The organism is Chryseobacterium sp. RU33C (assembly GCF_900156015.1).
GTDB classification, from domain to species: domain Bacteria; phylum Bacteroidota; class Bacteroidia; order Flavobacteriales; family Weeksellaceae; genus Chryseobacterium; species Chryseobacterium candidae.
This window is the reverse complement of record NZ_FTMT01000015.1, coordinates 88,626-105,359: the sequence shown is the minus strand read 5'-3', so window position 1 is coordinate 105,359 and position 16,734 is coordinate 88,626. Positions and strand designations below refer to the sequence as shown.

The following is a 16,734-nucleotide window of genomic DNA, read 5'->3' as shown; positions in this document are numbered from 1 at the left end:
TCCAAATTTTCTTTTATTGATAAGATTTAGTTGTTATCAGCTTATCTTTCACTTGTTTCCATCCTTTTTTACGTTGCTCAGAAAGCTTTTCCAGGATATCTTTGTTTTCCGGATAAACTGCAATATTGAAATTCTCTTTTGGATCTGAGCTAAGATTATAAAGTTCCTGAGCCACAAGTTCTCCAGGCTTTTGGGTTACTTTATCCCAATAATACCACTCTATCAGATGATAGCTTTTGGTCACCATTGAATATCCCATGTAATTTTTTTTGTTAAGATCTATTCCTTCTCCGGCCGGCCGCAAAAACTGACTGAATACAGCTCCTTTCCATTCCACACTATTTTCATTCAGAAGTTTTTTAAAGCTTACTCCTTGCAGATAAGAGGGAGTTTCTATTCCTGCGAGATCACAGAGGGTAGGATAAAGATCTACCATCTCTACCAGTTCATTGCTTTTGCTTCCTGGATTTTTCATTCCGGGCGCATAAACAATAAGCGGAACTCGGGTATCATTTAAATAATTAGTCTGTTTCCCCCATGCATTATGTTCTCCTAATTTCCAGCCATGGTCTCCCCATAATACAATAATGGTGTTATCTATCAATTTTTGTTTTTCAAGCTCATCAACAAGTCGTCCAATACAGGCATCAACATAACTTACAGAAGCATAATACCCATGTTTTAGCATTCTGGCTTCTTTTTCCGGCATTCTGAAGTAGGCAGGATGTCTTACATATTCAAGGTCATAACAAGCAGTCATCTCTCTTTGGTTATACATGGCCATGCTTGGTGCGTTGAACGGAATAAAACTGTTATCTGCTATAGGTATTTCCATAGGATCATAAAGGTCCCAGTACTTTTTAGGAGCTACAAAGGGTAAATGCGGCCTGAAATATCCCAATGCCAGGAAGAAAGGTTTCTTTTTATTTTTAATACGGTTGATCGTTTGAATGGCAAGTGATGTCTGAGCTCCGTCATACAATGAATCATCAGGACAGTCTGCCACTTCTACGGAACGTCCGTATGCCCAGCCGTTACCATATCTTTTAGGATCTTTGGCTAATCTTTCCAGTCTTTTGGCAGCAAGCTCAGTTTTAAGTTCTCCGCTGAAATAAAAAGATTCGGGATCTCTGTTTATCATATTTTTAACGGCATATCCTTCAGGACGGAGATCAGGCTCCCGAAAAGAGATAGAATCAGGCATATGATTATGAAAAATCTTTCCGATGGATACTGTATGATAATTGAATTTTTCAAACTGTTGAGGAATCGTTACCACATCAGGATGTATTTTGCGAAATTCTTCTCCCAATACCCATACTTTGGTGGAATCCGGCCGTAAGCCTGTTAAAGCACTTGCTCTGGAAGGAGCGCAAACAGCCACCTGGCAATATGCATTTGTGAAAGTAGTACCTCTTCTTGCCAGCTTATCAATATTGGGTGTTTTAATAATTGTATTACCATAAACTCCCAGTTCCGGTCTCAGGTCATCAACCACAATAAAGATTACATTGGCTTTAGATTTTTTTTGCGACTGTCCTGCAATGATGCTAAATGGTAAAATCAATAGAAATATATATATTGATTTTAAAGTTGAAAATCCAAACATATCAATTATTTTACGTAATCAGCCTTCTAAGAATGTGAGTTGCATTGTGGCAGCAAAGAAAAGCTTCCCAAGGTTGTTTATCGATTAAACACTGGATCAAGAGAAACTTTAAACATCCACAAAACATTAAGGAGTCTTTTTTCATCATTTGTGTTTTATTTTGAAATAAGATATAATGAGTTATGGATGTGATGCAAATTTGCAACAAAAAAGAATAAACTCTTGCAAAGTGAACTACATCATATATACATCAATAACATAAAATACACATTTACAGTAATTTACAAATTCCAACATTATCAAGACATAAAAAAATACAGTAAAAAAAACAGATCAGCTGATTTTCCATGTCCTGCTTTTATCTCACTTCTTCTCGATTATTCGAAATACATGAAATATAGAATACAAAAAAATCCAGAAAGTTTATCTTTCCGGATGATGAATTACTTATTTTTTTAGATGGTACTTTCATACCTTTTTCCTTCGCTTCAGAAATACCTATGGCTACGGCTTTTTTCTGCTTGTCACTTTTTTCCCGGAAGAAGACTTTAATTTTCCTTCCTTAAATTCGTGCATTACCTTTCCTATTTTGTCATGAGCTTTTTCTGAATATTTAATCTTGCCCATGATCAGATTTTTAGGATTTTGGCAGGGATACCCCTAATTCATAAACACAGGCATGTTTCAAATATTTTGAACGCTCTCTAGAAGTTACCGATTCAAAATGATCATTTTTGATTACAATAATCGGATCTTCTATATTTTCAATTTCAAAATTGGCAAAGTATCGCTCATCAGGGCTGGTTTTATCATTACTTGCTTTTATTTTCTGCAGTTCGTCCGCGTATTTTCTGAATCCCGGATCTGATGAATGAATAAATTTATACTCATCGCCTGCATACACATAGTAATGAATTTTTTTCTCTATCAACCCCGCTTCATCAGTAATTTCAGGATTATCATTTCCGTCTCTGAATACTACTTCTGCCAATGTTCCTCCTTTTTTTTGAGCACATTCTTCCGCGTCCTTAAAACTGGAAAAACCTGTATAAACAATCTGATCGCTTAATACATAACGGTTCAGCTTCTGGTTGTATGCATTCGTTTCCATAATTATTATTTGATTTGATTATATAAAATGATATTCAATTTTTTTGCCAAAAAGCTCATTTGAAAAGCTTTTTTATACATTTTAATAAAATTATTATCTTTGAAATCCATTACTATTAGAAATGAAAAAATTATTCTTAACTCTTACTGTTGCGGCGGTATTTCAAAATGTGTCTGCACAGGAAATCACTTTAGATAAAATATATTCAGGATATTACCGTGGAAAAGGGATTGCAGGAATCACTTCCATGAAAAACGGAGAAAATTATCTCGTGATTGAATCTTCAGGTATTGCAAAATATTCTTACAAAACTTCGCAGAAGGAAGGAAATCTTGTGGATGGAAAGTTTGAAAGCTATATTTTTTCTGATGATGAATCTAAGATTCTTTTACAGACCGGAAGCCAACCTATTTACAGACATTCTTTCCTGGGAAAATTTGATGTAAAAGATTTAAAATCCGGAAAAGTAATCAGCCTGAATGAAGGGAAACCGGTTCAGGAGCCTACATTTTCGCCGGATGCTACAAAAGTGGCCTTTATTTCTGATAATAATCTTTTCTATCAGGATCTTAGCTCAGGAAAAATTACCCAGATTACTACTGATGGTAAAAAGAATTCAATCCTGAATGGTTTGGCAGACTGGGTGTATGAAGAAGAATTCGGGCATGCAAGACAATATGAATGGACAAAAAATTCGGATGCTATTGTATTTGTAAAGTCTGATGAAAGCCAGGTTCCGGAAATCTACATTCCTATCTACGGGAAAAGCCTTTATCCGGCTGAAATGCGTTATAAATATCCTAAAGCGGGCGAAAAAAACTCAGCCGTTTCAGCACAGCTATACCGTCTTGACAATGGAAAAACAATGCAGCTGAACTTAGGTTCTTTCAAAAACTACTACATCCCGAATGTATTTCAGACTGCAAAACCGGATGAAATTGTTTTAATTACTTCTGAGAGAGTTCAAAACGCGTCAGATATTTTAAAGGTAAATACTAAAACAGGATCTGTTCAGAAATTATTTACTGAAACGGATGATAAATGGATTGATACGGACAGTCCTACTTTAGAATTCCTTGAGGATGATTCTTTCCTTTGGGCTTCTGAAAGAGACGGAAACCGCCATCTTTACTGGTACGACAAAGACGGTAAGCTTAAAAAGCAGATCACAAAAGGAAACTGGGAGGTAACGGATTATTATGGTTTTAATCCAAAGTCTAAAGAAATTTATGTTCAGACTACTGAAAAAGGAAGCATTAATAAAGTGATTTCCAAAGTCAATATTGAAAACGGAAAAACTCAGCTGATCTCTAATGCAGAAGGAAACAACGCTGCGAACTTCAGCAAAAACTATAATTATTTCATTGAAACCTCTTCCACTGCTTCAAGACCATATACCTATGTTTTGAAAGATGGTAACGGAAAAGCAGTGAAAGAACTTCAGAACAACAATGATCAGTTACAGAAATTAAAGAATGATAATTTTGTTGAAAAAGAATTCATTACGATTCCTAATGCAGCAGGTGACCAGATGAACGCATGGGTAATGAAGCCTAAAAACTTTGATCCGAATAAAAAATATCCTCTATTTATGTTTCAGTATTCAGGGCCGGGATCTCAGCAGGTTGCCAATTCATGGGACAACGGAAATGCAATGTGGTTCAATCATCTTGTTCAAAAAGGATATATCGTAGCTTGTGTAGACGGGCGTGGAACAGGTTATAAAGGTGCAAAATACAAGAAGGTAACGTATATGAATTTAGGAAAATATGAGATTGAAGATCAGATCACCGCAGCCAAGTGGTTCGGAAACCAATCTTATATTGACAAAAGCAGAATCGGAATGTTCGGATGGAGCTTTGGTGGTTATATGACAAGTTTAGCAATGACGAAAGGAGCTGATGTATTCAAAGTGGGAATTGCTGTAGCACCGGTAACCAACTGGAGATATTATGACTCTGTATATACCGAAAGATTTATGAGAACACCTCAGGAAAACCCTGATGGATATGATAAAAACTCTCCTACGGAATATGCTAATCTGTTGAAAGGAAAATTCTTATTAATTCACGGAACGGCTGATGACAATGTTCACTTCCAGAACTCTATGGAATTCTCCGAAGCTTTGATTCAAAACAAAAAACAGTTTGACTTCATGGCTTATCCTGATAAAAACCACGGAATTTACGGTGGGCAGACAAGACCTCAGCTGTATCAGAAAATGACGGATTTCATCCTGAATAATCTGTAAATATCAAATTTAAATCTCACAAAAAATTCCTTTCAGAAAGTCTGAAAGGAATTTTTATTTACATACCTGTTAAGGATATTTGACAGCTTTATCCAGTTCTATAGGGTTGTTAAATGCTTTTAATTTTTTTCTTTCGTTGGCTTCTGCGGGTTTCAGCTGTTCTTTGGAGAGAATTGTGCCGTCATCAAGCTGTAATTTTTGCCCTTCGCGCATAGTCAGATTTCCATTCAAAACATATTTAAAAGGGTTGGAATAGAGGTCCAGCCTTAGTTTATTTAAATCTTTTTGAGTAACGGGAATTGCTCTGGGGATATAATTATTTAATGAATTACGTTGATAATCATCCGGAATCTTTTCACTCTTAATCACATTAAAATAATAATTCTTTTTTGTATCATACAATTCCATAATCAATCCCGGTAATCCGCTAAACTTATAAGGTCCGTAAGGCATTGGGATATCTTTAGTAAACCATGCGATCCAGTTTCTTCCTCCAAATTCAGTGGTCGCCTTTTGAAGCGAAAGATTATCAGCTATTTTTATACTGTCTGTAATAGTCCACTGTTGCCTGGCCTCCTCAGATATTTTATAAAAATTTACATCTCCGATATATTCATAGTTTTGGTATATATTATCATCCTTCTTTTTTAATAAAAAAGAAGTCAGTCTATTAATTGGAGTTCTCCCGGTAGCAGTAAATACTGAATCACTAATATAATTCAGTCTGTTATAATAAGCAATATCCTCTTTTGTGATATCCAGATAATAATTTTCCCGGGTGATATCTTTTGAGGTTGAATCTTTCTTGTATTTCACCTCATAGATGAACCGGTTGTTCTGGGAAAAAAACATTACAGTTCCCAGCAATATAAATAATAAGCTTTTCATAATAATTTAATTTTCAGATAATAATTCCGGGATAAAGAACTCCAGATCTGCTCTTTCATACTGAACCGGGTATTCCGTGTCATTGATAAAGATATTAATTAAAAGGATAAGTTATAGTTAATTGGTTAAGGATATTTTACCACTTTATCTAATTCTATAGGATTATTACCTCCTTTTATCTGCTTCTGAATACTTTCTGTAATTTCTTTAAAACTTATATTAACAGGATTTCCATTGACATCACCAATTTTTGTTTTAATATTTTTGATTTTTATTTCAGCTAATGGATCATTATAATAATCGATTTGTAATTTCTTATATGCATCCCAGGTTATTTCTTTTCCCTTTCTTAAATAGAACATATTATTTTTACCAGACTTTTTAATTTTAATAAGATTAAAATCAAAATCCTTTTGTTCATCTGAAAGTTTAATAATTAATCCCGGAAGCCCATAAAATATATAGGGTCCCTCTTCTATTGGACTTGTAGGATCAAACCAGGCAATCCAATTTCGCCCACCATACTGTGTTGTAGCTTTCTGGCATTGCACAGAATCAACTTTCATTGTATCAGATAGAACTTTCCAGTTTAATTGATCATTAATATTAATATAATATAAATCGTACATAGAAGGGTGTGTGACACTTTTGTAAACTTTATTATTGATTAAGTTTTTGAAAGAATATATATCTTCAAAAATAGGCTTACGACTATTCCAATACCCATTTTTTTGCATTAATGAGTCTGCTTCACGTGCTTTTTCTGATCTAAAAACAGATTGCTTACCCAGAACATCCAGATAATAATATTCTTGTTTTACATCTTTTTTTTCAGTTCTGAAGGTAAGCTCATATATAAAAGTAATATTCTGTGCAGCTAAAATATTAGATATGAGTAATAAGATAAAAAGTAATACTTTCATGACAGTTTAAGTAGTATTCAGTATAAGAGAATAAAGAAAAAGAGATACTAATTGTATCTCTTAAAAACCTATCATTCAGGTTAACATCATTACATACAAGCATTATGAGATTCAACCACCTCGCCATTCTGTACCGTATACCAAAAGCCACACTCTAATCCATATTGTGCGCATACATCATTAGCTCCCGGCTGACAAAAATCTTTTACACCTCCTTGGACACTTTTTAACTTTTCTCTCGAAATTTTTTTTAATTTTTTCATAATAAATGTTTTTTAATTACATGTCATTATTGACACTTCGAAACTAGAAAACAAATATCACTTAACAGAGAAATTAATTTGTATATTCTGTGTACAAGCCGTTATTTACACTATTTACATTCTGTGTACAAGTTAAATTCAGCAATATAAATCACTCTTTATACTTAAAATTTTATATTTATTTCATTAATCATTTATACGCGTATTATTTATTTTATCAATTAAAATTAAAAAGCTATTTTTGGGAAATTTGAAAATTGATTATATGAAAACTAAACATCCTAAAGGGCTGCCCTATCTCTTTTTCACAGAAATGTGGGAGCGTTTCGGGTATTACCTGATTCTTGGAATCTTTGTTCTCTATGTTATTGAGCCTACAGGCATGAAAGGCGGACTTGGACTTCCGGATAAAACTGCTGATGACATTTTCGGAACTTATATTGCCTTAACCTATCTGACTCCATTCATTGGAGGATTCCTGGCAGACAGGGTTTTAGGATATATTAAATCTATTTATCTTGGAGGTTTTTTAATGGCTGCAGGATATATAGGAATGGGTGTTTTTAAAGATTTGCCTTTGTTTTATGCTTCTCTGGCATTAATTATCATCGGAAATGGTTTCTTTAAACCTACTATTTCAACATTACTAGGAAATCTCTATTCTGAAGAACCTTACAAAGCGAATAAAGACTCCGGATATAATATCTTCTATATGGGGATCAATATCGGGGCATTTATCTGTAATATTATTGCGGCTTTTATGCGTAATAAATTCGGTTGGGGTGAAGCTTTCATCACCGCGGGTGTAGGAATGCTTATCGGAATGGTTATTTTTACAATAGGAAGAAAGCATTATATCCATGCTGCACAGATGAAACCTGTACAGGAAGGAGATACCAAGCTTTCAGAAATTCTGATCAAAGTATTTGTTCCTGCTATCGTTGCCGGAGCAATAGGTTGGTTTATTCCTGGTAATATTTTCGGAAGTGACAGTACAGATGCCTTTATTTTCGCATGTATACCCGTTATTTATTTTTATGCATCTCTTTACTTTAAAGCTAAACCTGATGAAAAAGCATCTATCGGGGCATTACTTTCTGTATTCCTGATCAGCATGTTCTTCTGGGCTGTTTTCAAACAAAACGGTACAGCTTTAACAAGATGGGCGAATTATTATACCGACAGAAGTGTTCCTGCTTCTCTTGAAAAGCCACTGGAAGGAATTTATATGGTGGAAGGGAAAAGTTATGAAGATAAAGAAACCCCTGTTTATGACAATCAGTTCCGTTCTCAAAAAGATGATAATGGGGAAACTAAAAAGGAAATGGGGAAAGATGTTTACTTTAAAAACATATCCCCTGAACAGCGTGCGGTTCTTGAGAAAAATCCGGAAAACAAAGTATATCTTTACAATACAGAATTATTCCAATCTATCAATCCATTCTGGGTTATTGCTTTGACTCCAGTTATCGTAGGATTCTGGGCATTATTGAGAAGAAAAGGCAAAGAGCCTTTAACACCAACTAAGATTGTTTTAGGATTATTTATTTCCGGACTTTCTTGTCTGGTAATGGTTTTAGCAGTGATAGCCGGAGATAATGGATCTGTAAAAGTCTCTCCTCTATGGCTGGTGGCCAGCTACGGAGTGATTACCATCGGTGAATTATGTTTATCTCCAATGGGACTTTCTTTTGTATCTAAACTTTCTCCTGCAAGAATTACAGCATTGATGATGGGAGGATTCTTCCTGGCTAACTCTGTTGGAAATAAGCTTTCAGGAATCCTGGCCAGTACATGGTACAGCTACGAAAACAAAACGAATTATTTCCTTGTTAACTTCGCTTTGTTAATATTCGCTACACTTTTGGGCCTTTCTATGTTAAAGAGACTGAATAAAATCATGACAGAAAAAGGGCATTAAAATGCTCAATATTATAACGATAACCAAGCTGCGGACTAGTCCCGCAGCTTTTTTATTTAAAAATAAAATTAAAACCTTGCCAAAAACCCAAAATAAACTATATTTGTCAGTCTTAACAAAAATTAACAATAGAAATGGATAATATTGAAGCATTGAGTCCGAAACCGGATGAATTTGTAGAGAATAAGAATTCCAGGCATCCTAAAGGATTATGGGTTCTTTTCGGAACAGAAATGTGGGAGCGTTTCAACTTTTATGGAATGAGAGCTCTTTTGACGCTCTTCATGGTAAATTCCTTATTAATAAAAGAAGCTGATGCAGCGATCATCTATGGTGGATTTCTGGCTTTATGTTATTTAACCCCTCTTTTGGGAGGATTTATTGCTGACAAATATATAGGAAACAGATACGCTATCATCATTGGTGGATCTTTAATGGCTATCGGCCAGTTCTTATTATTCATCAGTGCCTCTACTTTCTCAGCAGATATTGGAAGTGCTAAACTTATCATGTGGCTGGCATTATTCGTTATCATTTTCGGTAACGGATTCTTCAAACCGAATATTTCCTCAATGGTAGGAAGTCTTTATCCAAAGCAGGAAAAATCTAAACTGGACTCTGCTTTTACCATTTTCTATATGGGGATCAACATTGGAGCATTCTTAGGTCAGTTTATCTGTCCATACTTAGGAGACGTAAAAGATGCTGCAACTGGGGTAAGAGATATCTTTGCTTTCAAATGGGGATTCTTGGCAGCTTCTATTGCAATGGTAATTGGGACTGTAACCTTCTTTATCCTTAAAAACAAATATGTAGTAACTCCGGAGGGAAGACCAATCGGGGGATTACCAAAAAACAATACAAGTGCTGACTTCGAAGAAGGAGAAACTCAAACTGCCAAATTCTCAGGTCAGGCTTTAGGAATCACCGGAGGAATATTTGTTGTTTTATTCTTCATTTTCAGATACCTTCTTGTAGGTGAGTTTGGATTCAACTCCGTAGAAATGGGACAGTTGATTAAAGGGATCATTTATCCATTCATCTATTCAGCTGGTATTGCTCTTGCCTTCTTAATTATGTCTTCTGCTGAAAATAAGGTAGAAAGACAAAGAATCTGGGTAATCTATATTGTATCATTCTTTATTATTTTCTTCTGGGCTGCGTTTGAGCAGGCAGGATCTTCATTAACGTTTATTGCAGACAATCAGACTGACAGAAACATTTTCGGATGGAATATGCCGCCTTCAATGGTTCAGATCTTCAACGGTATTTTCGTAGTTCTTTTAGCGGTTCCTTTCAGTTTATGCTGGGACAAGTTAAGAGCTAAAGGAAAAGAGCCGGTATCTCCGTTCAAACAAGCGATGGGATTAGCACTGATCGCTCTTTCTTATTTTATTATTGCACACAATGTAAAAGATCTTGGAAACTCAGGATTATTAGCCATCAAATGGTTAATGTTATTATATTTCATTCAAACATGTGGTGAGCTTTGCCTTTCTCCAATTGGTTTATCATTGGTTGGTAAGCTTGCTCCAAAAAGATTTGCTTCATTACTATACGGTGTTTTCTTTATTTCTAATGCTGCTGGTTATGCATTGGCAGGTTCATTAGGAGCGCTTATCCCTGCTACAGGTGATAAGTTCAAAAAGGCTGAAGAAATGGGTATTAATCTACAGGATGTTTTAGATAAAAAAGTAACCCTGACAGCTGATCAGGTTGCAGCTTTTGATAAAGCTCAGCTTCCATTACACAACCCTACTTTTGTAGGATTTGAAATTCACAATTTATTTGAATTCTTCATGGTATTCGTAGTACTTTGTGGGATTGCTTCTGTGATTTTAGGTTTAATTTCACCTATCTTAAAGAAAATGATGCACGGTGTAAACTAATTGTATCAACAAAATATCATAAAACCTCTGCTAAGTCAGAGGTTTTTTTTATTTTCGTATGATGGAAATTTCCGAAGATTCTTTATTCCAATCCGTAAAGGAAATCATTAGGCAGTCGCGCGAAAAAGTGTTTCGTATAGCGAATTCTACGCTGCTGCTCACTTACTGGCAGATTGGAAAATTGATTGTTGAAGATGAACAACAAGGAAAAGAACGGGCAGAATACGGAAAATATACGCTGAAAAAACTTTCTCAGAAGCTTACCTTAGAATTTGGAAAAGGGTTTGATGAAAGTAACTTAAGAAACATGCGCTCTTTTTATCATGCATTTCCAATATGTGACGCATTGCGTCACGAATTGAGCTGGACCCATTACAGATTACTGATAAGGCTTGACAATGCTGATAAAATGAATTACTATATCAATGAATCCGTTCAAAATAACTGGAATTACAGGGATCTTAAAAGACAAATCAATTCGCTTGCTTATGAAAGGGTTTTAGAACATAAAAAATCTTCTCCGGAAACTATTCACAGTGTTTTAAAAGATCCTTATATTTTTGAGTTTCTTGGATTAAAAGCTGATGAACAATTTTCTGAAAAAGAAATTGAAACAGCCATTATTGATCATATTCAAAAGTTTTTACTTGAATTTGGAAAAGGGTTTGCTTTCGTAGCGAGACAACAACATATTTCTACGGATACATCAGACTTCTACATCGATCTTGTCTTCTATAATTACATATTAAAATGCTTTGTCATTATTGATTTAAAAACGGGAGAACTCTCTCATCAGGATATAGGACAGATTGATATGTATGTAAGAATGTATGACGATCTGAAACGCGGTGAAGATGATAACCCAACTATCGGAATTTTATTATGCTCAGAAAAAGATGAGACCATTGTAAAATATTCCATTCTGAATGATAAAAACAATTTATTTGCCAGCAAATACCTGCTGTACCTCCCAAAAGAAGAAGAATTAAAACAAATTATTGACCAGGACAGAATCCGTTTTGAACTGGATCAGAAAGATAAAAACCCTTAATTAGAACTTAATCATATATCATTATGAGCTTAACTTTAGATGAAATACAAAATTTCAAAGGAAAATATCCCAGACAAATCTGGAGCCTGTTTTTCTCTGAAATGTGGGAACGTTTCTGTTTCTACGGAATGCGTGGAATGCTGGTTTTCTTTATGATTTCTCAGCTTAATTTCCATGAAAAAGAAGCCAATCTTCAATATGGCGCTACTCAGGCATTCGTATATGCCTTTACTTTTGTAGGAGGTCTTTTTGCCGATAAAATTTTAGGATTCCGAAAATCCCTTTTCTGGGGCGGACTTCTGATGATAGTAGGAAGTTTAATTCTTGCTACCGATCCGCACAAATTCTTTTTCTTAGGAATAGCATTCACTGTAGTAGGAACAGGTTTCTTTAAACCTAATATTTCTTCTATGGTAGGACAGCTTTATAAACCTAATGACTCAAGAGCGGATGCAGGCTTTTCACTTTTTTATGCGGGAATTAATCTAGGGGCATTATTAGGAGGTTATTTATGTATTGCTATTGGTAAAGGAGAATTTTTAAGCAACATTATTGCAGAAGAAATGAGATGGCATATTGCTTTCGGATTGGCTTCAATAGTAATGGTGATAAGCTTAATTAACTTTGTATTTACGCAAAGAACATTAGGAACTATCGGTTTACAGCCTGGACATCCTTTAGCAGAAGAAAAAACAGCTCCAATACCAAAATGGAAAGAATATGGAGTCTATGCCTTGTCACTGGTTTTTGTACCTATCATTATGACTATGGTTGCTAAAACTGAATATACAGATTATTTTATGTGGACCATCGGGCCATTAACCTTAATCTATTTATTCTATGAAATGTCTAAAGTAACCGCTTCTGAGCGCAAAAAACTTTGGGCTGCTTTAGTATTCATTATATTTTCAATCATATTCTGGGGAATTTATGAGCAAAGTGGAGGTTCTTTAAGTATTTTCGCAGCTAAGAACCTGAATAAGGATCTTTTAGGATTAGATCCAAATGGTGTAAATAATTCAGGAGGAGCTTTCTTTATTATCTTCCTTGCTCCACTGATCGGGCTTCTTTGGATCTGGCTGAACAAAAGAAAAATTGAACCCAACACAATCATCAAATTCGGATTAGGATTTATTTTCTTAGGATTAGGATATTATGTTTTGTTTGCAACACGTCTGTTTGCAGACCTTCAGGGAATCACTTCACTGAACTTCTTCACACTGGCACTGCTAATCATTACACTTGGAGAATTATGCCTCTCTCCTATCGGATTATCTATCATGACAAAACTTTCTACCAAGAACCTTCAGGGAATGATGATGGGAATGTGGTTCCTTGCTTCGGCTTACGGACAGTATGTTGCCGGGATTATCGGAGCCAGTCTTGCTACGGCAAAAAAAGGATCTACCAACTATGATGAATTAATCACTTATACTGATGGATATAAACAATTGGGATTGTATGCGGTAATTGCCGGAGTGGTATTAATTTTGATATCTCCGTACGTGAAAAAATTAATGCAGGATGTAAAATAGAAAATAAGTAATTATGCTTATTTTTACCTAAATATCACAATATGAAGAAAATTTTAAGCATAGTTCTCTTACTTTTATTAAATATCAGTTTTGCACAGGTAAAGTGGATGACCATTGAGGAGGCTTTAAAAGCTCAAAAAGAAAATCCAAAAAAAATATTGATTGATTTCTATGCAGACTGGTGTGGTCCATGCAAAATCATGGATAAAAAAACGTACGGCCACCCTGTACTGGCTCAGATTTTAAATGAGAATTATTATCCCGTAAAATTTAATGCGGAAGAAAAAAAGAGTATTGAAATTTTCGGAAGAACATTTTCAAATCCCAATACTGAACATAAAAAAGGAAAAAATTCTCTGCATGAGTTTACCCAATATATGAATGTAGGAGCTGTCCCAAGCACAGTATTTCTGGATGAGCATGGCGATCCCATCACCATTCTGCAGGGAGAATTATCTGCCAAAGAACTGGAACCCTATCTGGAACTGATCTCCAAAGATCTGTTTAAAAAGATCAAGACCAGAGAACAATGGGAGGATTACCAGAAAAAATTCAGATCTAAGATCAAAGATTAATTCAGAACTTTGAAACATAGATTTTCAGTTTCAATGCTAAAAAATCACTATAGAGGCTTCCAATTTTTTGGAAGTCTTTCTTATTTTGCCGAAATTCGAACCTTTATTTTTATGATCCGAAATAAGAATCTTAAAATTCGAAAAACAGCATCCTGAAATCAGACAATGAATCTCGAAACCTCCATAGAATATGTAAAAGGAATAGGTCCTGAAAGAGCCAAACTCATTAAAAGTGTCTTGGGCTTATCTACTGTAGAAGACATGTTGAATTTCTACCCTATCCGTTATCTGGACAAAAGTAAGATCTATACCGTTTCTCAGCTCGGAGAAGAAACCAGCCAGGAAATTCAGCTGAAGGGGAGAATTACTCAGGTACAGGAAATTCAGACGGGTAAAACCAAAAGATTATCTGCAAAATTCAATGATGAAACCGGGAGTATGGATCTGGTTTGGTTTCAATATTCCAAGTGGTTAAAAGAACAGCTTCCAATCAACAGGGAAGTTTATATTTTCGGAAAGATCAATGTTTTCAACCGTCAGTTTTCTATGCCGCATCCGGAAATTGAAGCGGAAGAAAAAAAAGAAGGAGACACTCGTCTTAAACCTATTTATCCGGGTTCTGAAAAACTGACCAAAAGAGGATTAAATCAAAGGTTTTTCCAGAATGCTTTAAGAAATATCTGCAGGGAGATTCCCAATCTTATTGAAGAAAATTTTCCGGAATATCTGATGAAAACATTCAAGTTCATGTCAAGACAGCACGCTTTTCTGAATGTTCACTTTCCAAAAGACCAGGAACATTTTGATAAAGCGGACTACAGATTGAAGTTTGAAGAATCATTCTTCTTTCAGTTGGGATATGGCTTAAAAAAGTTTCATCATAAAACACAGTCTCATGGTAATCCTTTCCCGATAATCGGAGATCATTTTAATGATTTTTATGAAAACCATCTTCCTTTTGAGCTTACCAATGCACAGAAAAGGGTTTTGAAGGAAATAAGAATGGATATGAAAAGGCCTATTCAGATGAACAGGCTTTTGCAGGGAGATGTAGGATCAGGAAAAACGATGGTTGCCCTTCTTACCATGCTTATTGCGATGGACAACGGATTTCAGAGCTGTCTGATGGCTCCTACGGAGATTCTTGCCCAGCAGCATTACCACGGTATCAAAGAGCTGTTGGAAAAAACAGGAATTAATATCCGTCTTCTTACAGGTTCTGCCAAAGCAGCTGAAAGAAGAATTATCCATGAAGAACTGGAAAATGGGACACTTTCTATTTTGGTAGGAACTCATGCTGTTCTTGAAGACAAGGTTAAATTTAAAAATCTGGGATTAGCCATTATTGATGAGCAGCATAGATTCGGAGTTGCCCAAAGGGCCAAACTTTGGGCTAAAAATAAGATTCCGCCTCATATTCTGGTGATGACCGCCACCCCTATTCCAAGAACTCTGGCTATGAGTTTTTATTCTGATCTGGATGTTTCCGTGATTGATGAGATGCCCGTGGGAAGAAAGCCTATTATTACAGCTCACCGCAGGGAAAAAGACAGATTGTATGTATATAATTTCTGTAAAGATGAAATTAGAAAGGGCAGACAGGTTTATTTCGTATATCCTTTGATTGAGGAATCTGAAACGTTGGATTATAAAAATCTGATGGAAGGCCTGGAGCATGTTATGGAGTTTTTCTCAGAATATAACGTCACCATGCTTCACGGAAAAATGAAACCGGACGAAAAAGATACTGCTATGGCTTATTTTGCTTCCGGAAAAGCTGAAATAATGGTTGCAACAACGGTAATTGAAGTAGGAGTAAATGTTCCGAATGCTTCAGTAATGGTAATTGAAAGCTCGGAAAGGTTCGGACTATCACAGCTTCACCAGCTCAGAGGACGTGTGGGAAGAGGTGCTGAACAGAGTTACTGTATTCTGATGACTTCCGATAAATTATCAAAAGAAAGCAGAACGCGTATTAAAACCATGACTGAGACCAACGACGGTTTTAAAATTTCTGAGGTGGATATGCAGCTTCGCGGTCCCGGAGATATACTGGGTACTCAGCAAAGTGGTGTAGTAGATTTTAAAAGGCTGGATCTTATTAATGACTTGGCGATCATCAAAACAACAAAAAATACGGTAGAAAAAATCCTTGAAGCAGATCCTATGCTTTCAAGACCTGACAATATGATCATCAAAAACTATTATATCAGATACTACAGAGGAAAAAATAAGTGGAGTAAAATATCATAAAAAAACCGCAGAAAAAACTTCCTGCGGCCCCCTTATAAAACTGTTCTTTAGAAGAAATTACTTTTGGTGTGTCCAAAAAAAATTTATTTTAATAGCTCAGGCTTAATATTTTGTGATGTGGTGTGAAAATATTTATATAACAATATAATAATGAGCTAAAACCATAACTATTAAAATAAATTATAAAAAAAACAAAATGAATTATTTTTTCCAACTTGCTTATTATAAAAACTAACTGTGTTTCGGTGGAGATGAGGGAATGAAACGAATAAAAATATCTCCAACTACTTATTGAGTTTTCATGATTGTACCGTTTTGTTTAAAGATCTTCTGTGCTTTAAAATTGGAAAATTAGTATAATCCATTTTGTTTAACTAACATCGTGATTTATAAAATTTTGTTCTTAAGAAACAATTACTTCCCATTCATCTGTATCTTCTACTATATAATGAAATTTGTGTCTGA

12 protein-coding genes and 1 pseudogene are annotated in these 16,734 nt (G+C 35.2%); 7 read left to right on the top strand and 6 right to left on the bottom strand.

Translation table 11 applies throughout. The features are described 5' to 3' along the window. Nucleotides 1-13: 13 nt before the first annotated feature. From BW946_RS13600 to BW946_RS13595, 3 genes and pseudogenes are all read right to left on the bottom strand, one after another. Nucleotides 14-1,567, bottom strand: a complete 1,554-nt coding sequence (locus tag BW946_RS13600; RefSeq protein WP_170872088.1) for a sulfatase — start codon at nucleotides 1,565-1,567, stop codon at nucleotides 14-16. A 400-nt stretch (nucleotides 1,568-1,967) separates the two neighbouring features. Beyond that, a pseudogene (locus BW946_RS21690) lies at nucleotides 1,968-2,185 on the bottom strand (DUF6496 domain-containing protein). A gap of 61 nt (nucleotides 2,186-2,246) precedes the next feature. Beyond that, the gene (locus tag BW946_RS13595) at nucleotides 2,247-2,720 is read right to left on the bottom strand and encodes a hypothetical protein (RefSeq protein ID WP_076596701.1); all 474 of its coding nucleotides are present in this window, start codon (nucleotides 2,718-2,720) and stop codon (nucleotides 2,247-2,249) included. 121 nt (nucleotides 2,721-2,841) lie between these two features. On the opposite strand from BW946_RS13595, the gene BW946_RS13590 reads away from it, so the two are divergent. Further along, nucleotides 2,842-4,971, top strand: coding sequence for a S9 family peptidase (locus tag BW946_RS13590; protein ID WP_076596700.1), 2,130 nt, complete (start codon nucleotides 2,842-2,844; stop codon nucleotides 4,969-4,971). Nucleotides 4,972-5,040: 69 nt separating this feature from the next. On the opposite strand, the gene BW946_RS13585 is transcribed toward BW946_RS13590, so the two are convergent. The 3 genes from BW946_RS13585 to BW946_RS21445 form a co-directional block, all read right to left on the bottom strand. Next, nucleotides 5,041-5,859 carry a GLPGLI family protein gene (locus BW946_RS13585; protein WP_076596699.1) on the bottom strand — a complete coding sequence of 273 codons (819 nt, stop codon included), beginning with the start codon at nucleotides 5,857-5,859 and terminating at the stop codon, nucleotides 5,041-5,043. Between the two features lie 125 nt (nucleotides 5,860-5,984). Continuing rightward, the gene (locus BW946_RS13580; protein WP_076596698.1) at nucleotides 5,985-6,782 is read right to left on the bottom strand and encodes a GLPGLI family protein; all 798 of its coding nucleotides are present in this window, start codon (nucleotides 6,780-6,782) and stop codon (nucleotides 5,985-5,987) included. Nucleotides 6,783-6,871: 89 nt separating this feature from the next. Next, complete coding sequence (locus BW946_RS21445) at nucleotides 6,872-7,045, bottom strand: bacteriocin-like protein (RefSeq protein WP_170872087.1); 174 nt, start codon at nucleotides 7,043-7,045, stop codon at nucleotides 6,872-6,874. A 265-nt stretch (nucleotides 7,046-7,310) separates the two neighbouring features. On the opposite strand from BW946_RS21445, the gene BW946_RS13575 reads away from it, so the two are divergent. The 6 genes from BW946_RS13575 (at nucleotide 7,311) to recG (ending at nucleotide 16,269) form a co-directional block, all read left to right on the top strand. Further along, the gene (locus tag BW946_RS13575) at nucleotides 7,311-8,966 is read left to right on the top strand and encodes a peptide MFS transporter (protein ID WP_076596727.1); all 1,656 of its coding nucleotides are present in this window, start codon (nucleotides 7,311-7,313) and stop codon (nucleotides 8,964-8,966) included. A gap of 134 nt (nucleotides 8,967-9,100) precedes the next feature. Next, nucleotides 9,101-10,855 (top strand): peptide MFS transporter, encoded by a 1,755-nt coding sequence (locus tag BW946_RS13570; RefSeq protein WP_076596697.1) that lies wholly within the window; start codon nucleotides 9,101-9,103, stop codon nucleotides 10,853-10,855. A 58-nt stretch (nucleotides 10,856-10,913) separates the two neighbouring features. Next, the gene (locus tag BW946_RS13565; RefSeq protein WP_076596696.1) at nucleotides 10,914-11,906 is read left to right on the top strand and encodes a PDDEXK nuclease domain-containing protein; all 993 of its coding nucleotides are present in this window, start codon (nucleotides 10,914-10,916) and stop codon (nucleotides 11,904-11,906) included. A gap of 23 nt (nucleotides 11,907-11,929) precedes the next feature. Continuing rightward, the gene (locus BW946_RS13560) at nucleotides 11,930-13,441 is read left to right on the top strand and encodes a peptide MFS transporter (RefSeq protein WP_076596695.1); all 1,512 of its coding nucleotides are present in this window, start codon (nucleotides 11,930-11,932) and stop codon (nucleotides 13,439-13,441) included. Between the two features lie 41 nt (nucleotides 13,442-13,482). After that, complete coding sequence (locus BW946_RS13555; protein WP_076596694.1) at nucleotides 13,483-14,016, top strand: thioredoxin family protein; 534 nt, start codon at nucleotides 13,483-13,485, stop codon at nucleotides 14,014-14,016. A 165-nt stretch (nucleotides 14,017-14,181) separates the two neighbouring features. Next, nucleotides 14,182-16,269: an ATP-dependent DNA helicase RecG gene (gene recG, locus BW946_RS13550; protein ID WP_076596693.1), complete on the top strand. Its 2,088-nt coding sequence runs from the start codon at nucleotides 14,182-14,184 to the stop codon at nucleotides 16,267-16,269. Nucleotides 16,270-16,734: the final 465 nt, after the last annotated feature.

Excerpts from the sequence above, each read along its gene's own strand:
- BW946_RS13595 (WP_076596701.1), bottom strand. The coding sequence starts at position 2,720 with ATGGAAACGAATGCATACAACCAGAAGCTGAACCGTTATGTATTAAGC.
- BW946_RS13590 (WP_076596700.1), top strand. The coding sequence starts at position 2,842 with ATGAAAAAATTATTCTTAACTCTTACTGTTGCGGCGGTATTTCAAAAT.
- BW946_RS13585 (WP_076596699.1), bottom strand. The coding sequence starts at position 5,859 with ATGAAAAGCTTATTATTTATATTGCTGGGAACTGTAATGTTTTTTTCC.
- BW946_RS13580 (WP_076596698.1), bottom strand. The coding sequence starts at position 6,782 with ATGAAAGTATTACTTTTTATCTTATTACTCATATCTAATATTTTAGCT.
- BW946_RS21445 (WP_170872087.1), bottom strand. The coding sequence starts at position 7,045 with ATGAAAAAATTAAAAAAAATTTCGAGAGAAAAGTTAAAAAGTGTCCAA.
- BW946_RS13575 (WP_076596727.1), top strand. The coding sequence starts at position 7,311 with ATGAAAACTAAACATCCTAAAGGGCTGCCCTATCTCTTTTTCACAGAA.
- BW946_RS13570 (WP_076596697.1), top strand. The coding sequence starts at position 9,101 with ATGGATAATATTGAAGCATTGAGTCCGAAACCGGATGAATTTGTAGAG.
- BW946_RS13565 (WP_076596696.1), top strand. The coding sequence starts at position 10,914 with ATGATGGAAATTTCCGAAGATTCTTTATTCCAATCCGTAAAGGAAATC.
- BW946_RS13560 (WP_076596695.1), top strand. The coding sequence starts at position 11,930 with ATGAGCTTAACTTTAGATGAAATACAAAATTTCAAAGGAAAATATCCC.
- BW946_RS13555 (WP_076596694.1), top strand. The coding sequence starts at position 13,483 with ATGAAGAAAATTTTAAGCATAGTTCTCTTACTTTTATTAAATATCAGT.
- recG (WP_076596693.1), top strand. The coding sequence starts at position 14,182 with ATGAATCTCGAAACCTCCATAGAATATGTAAAAGGAATAGGTCCTGAA.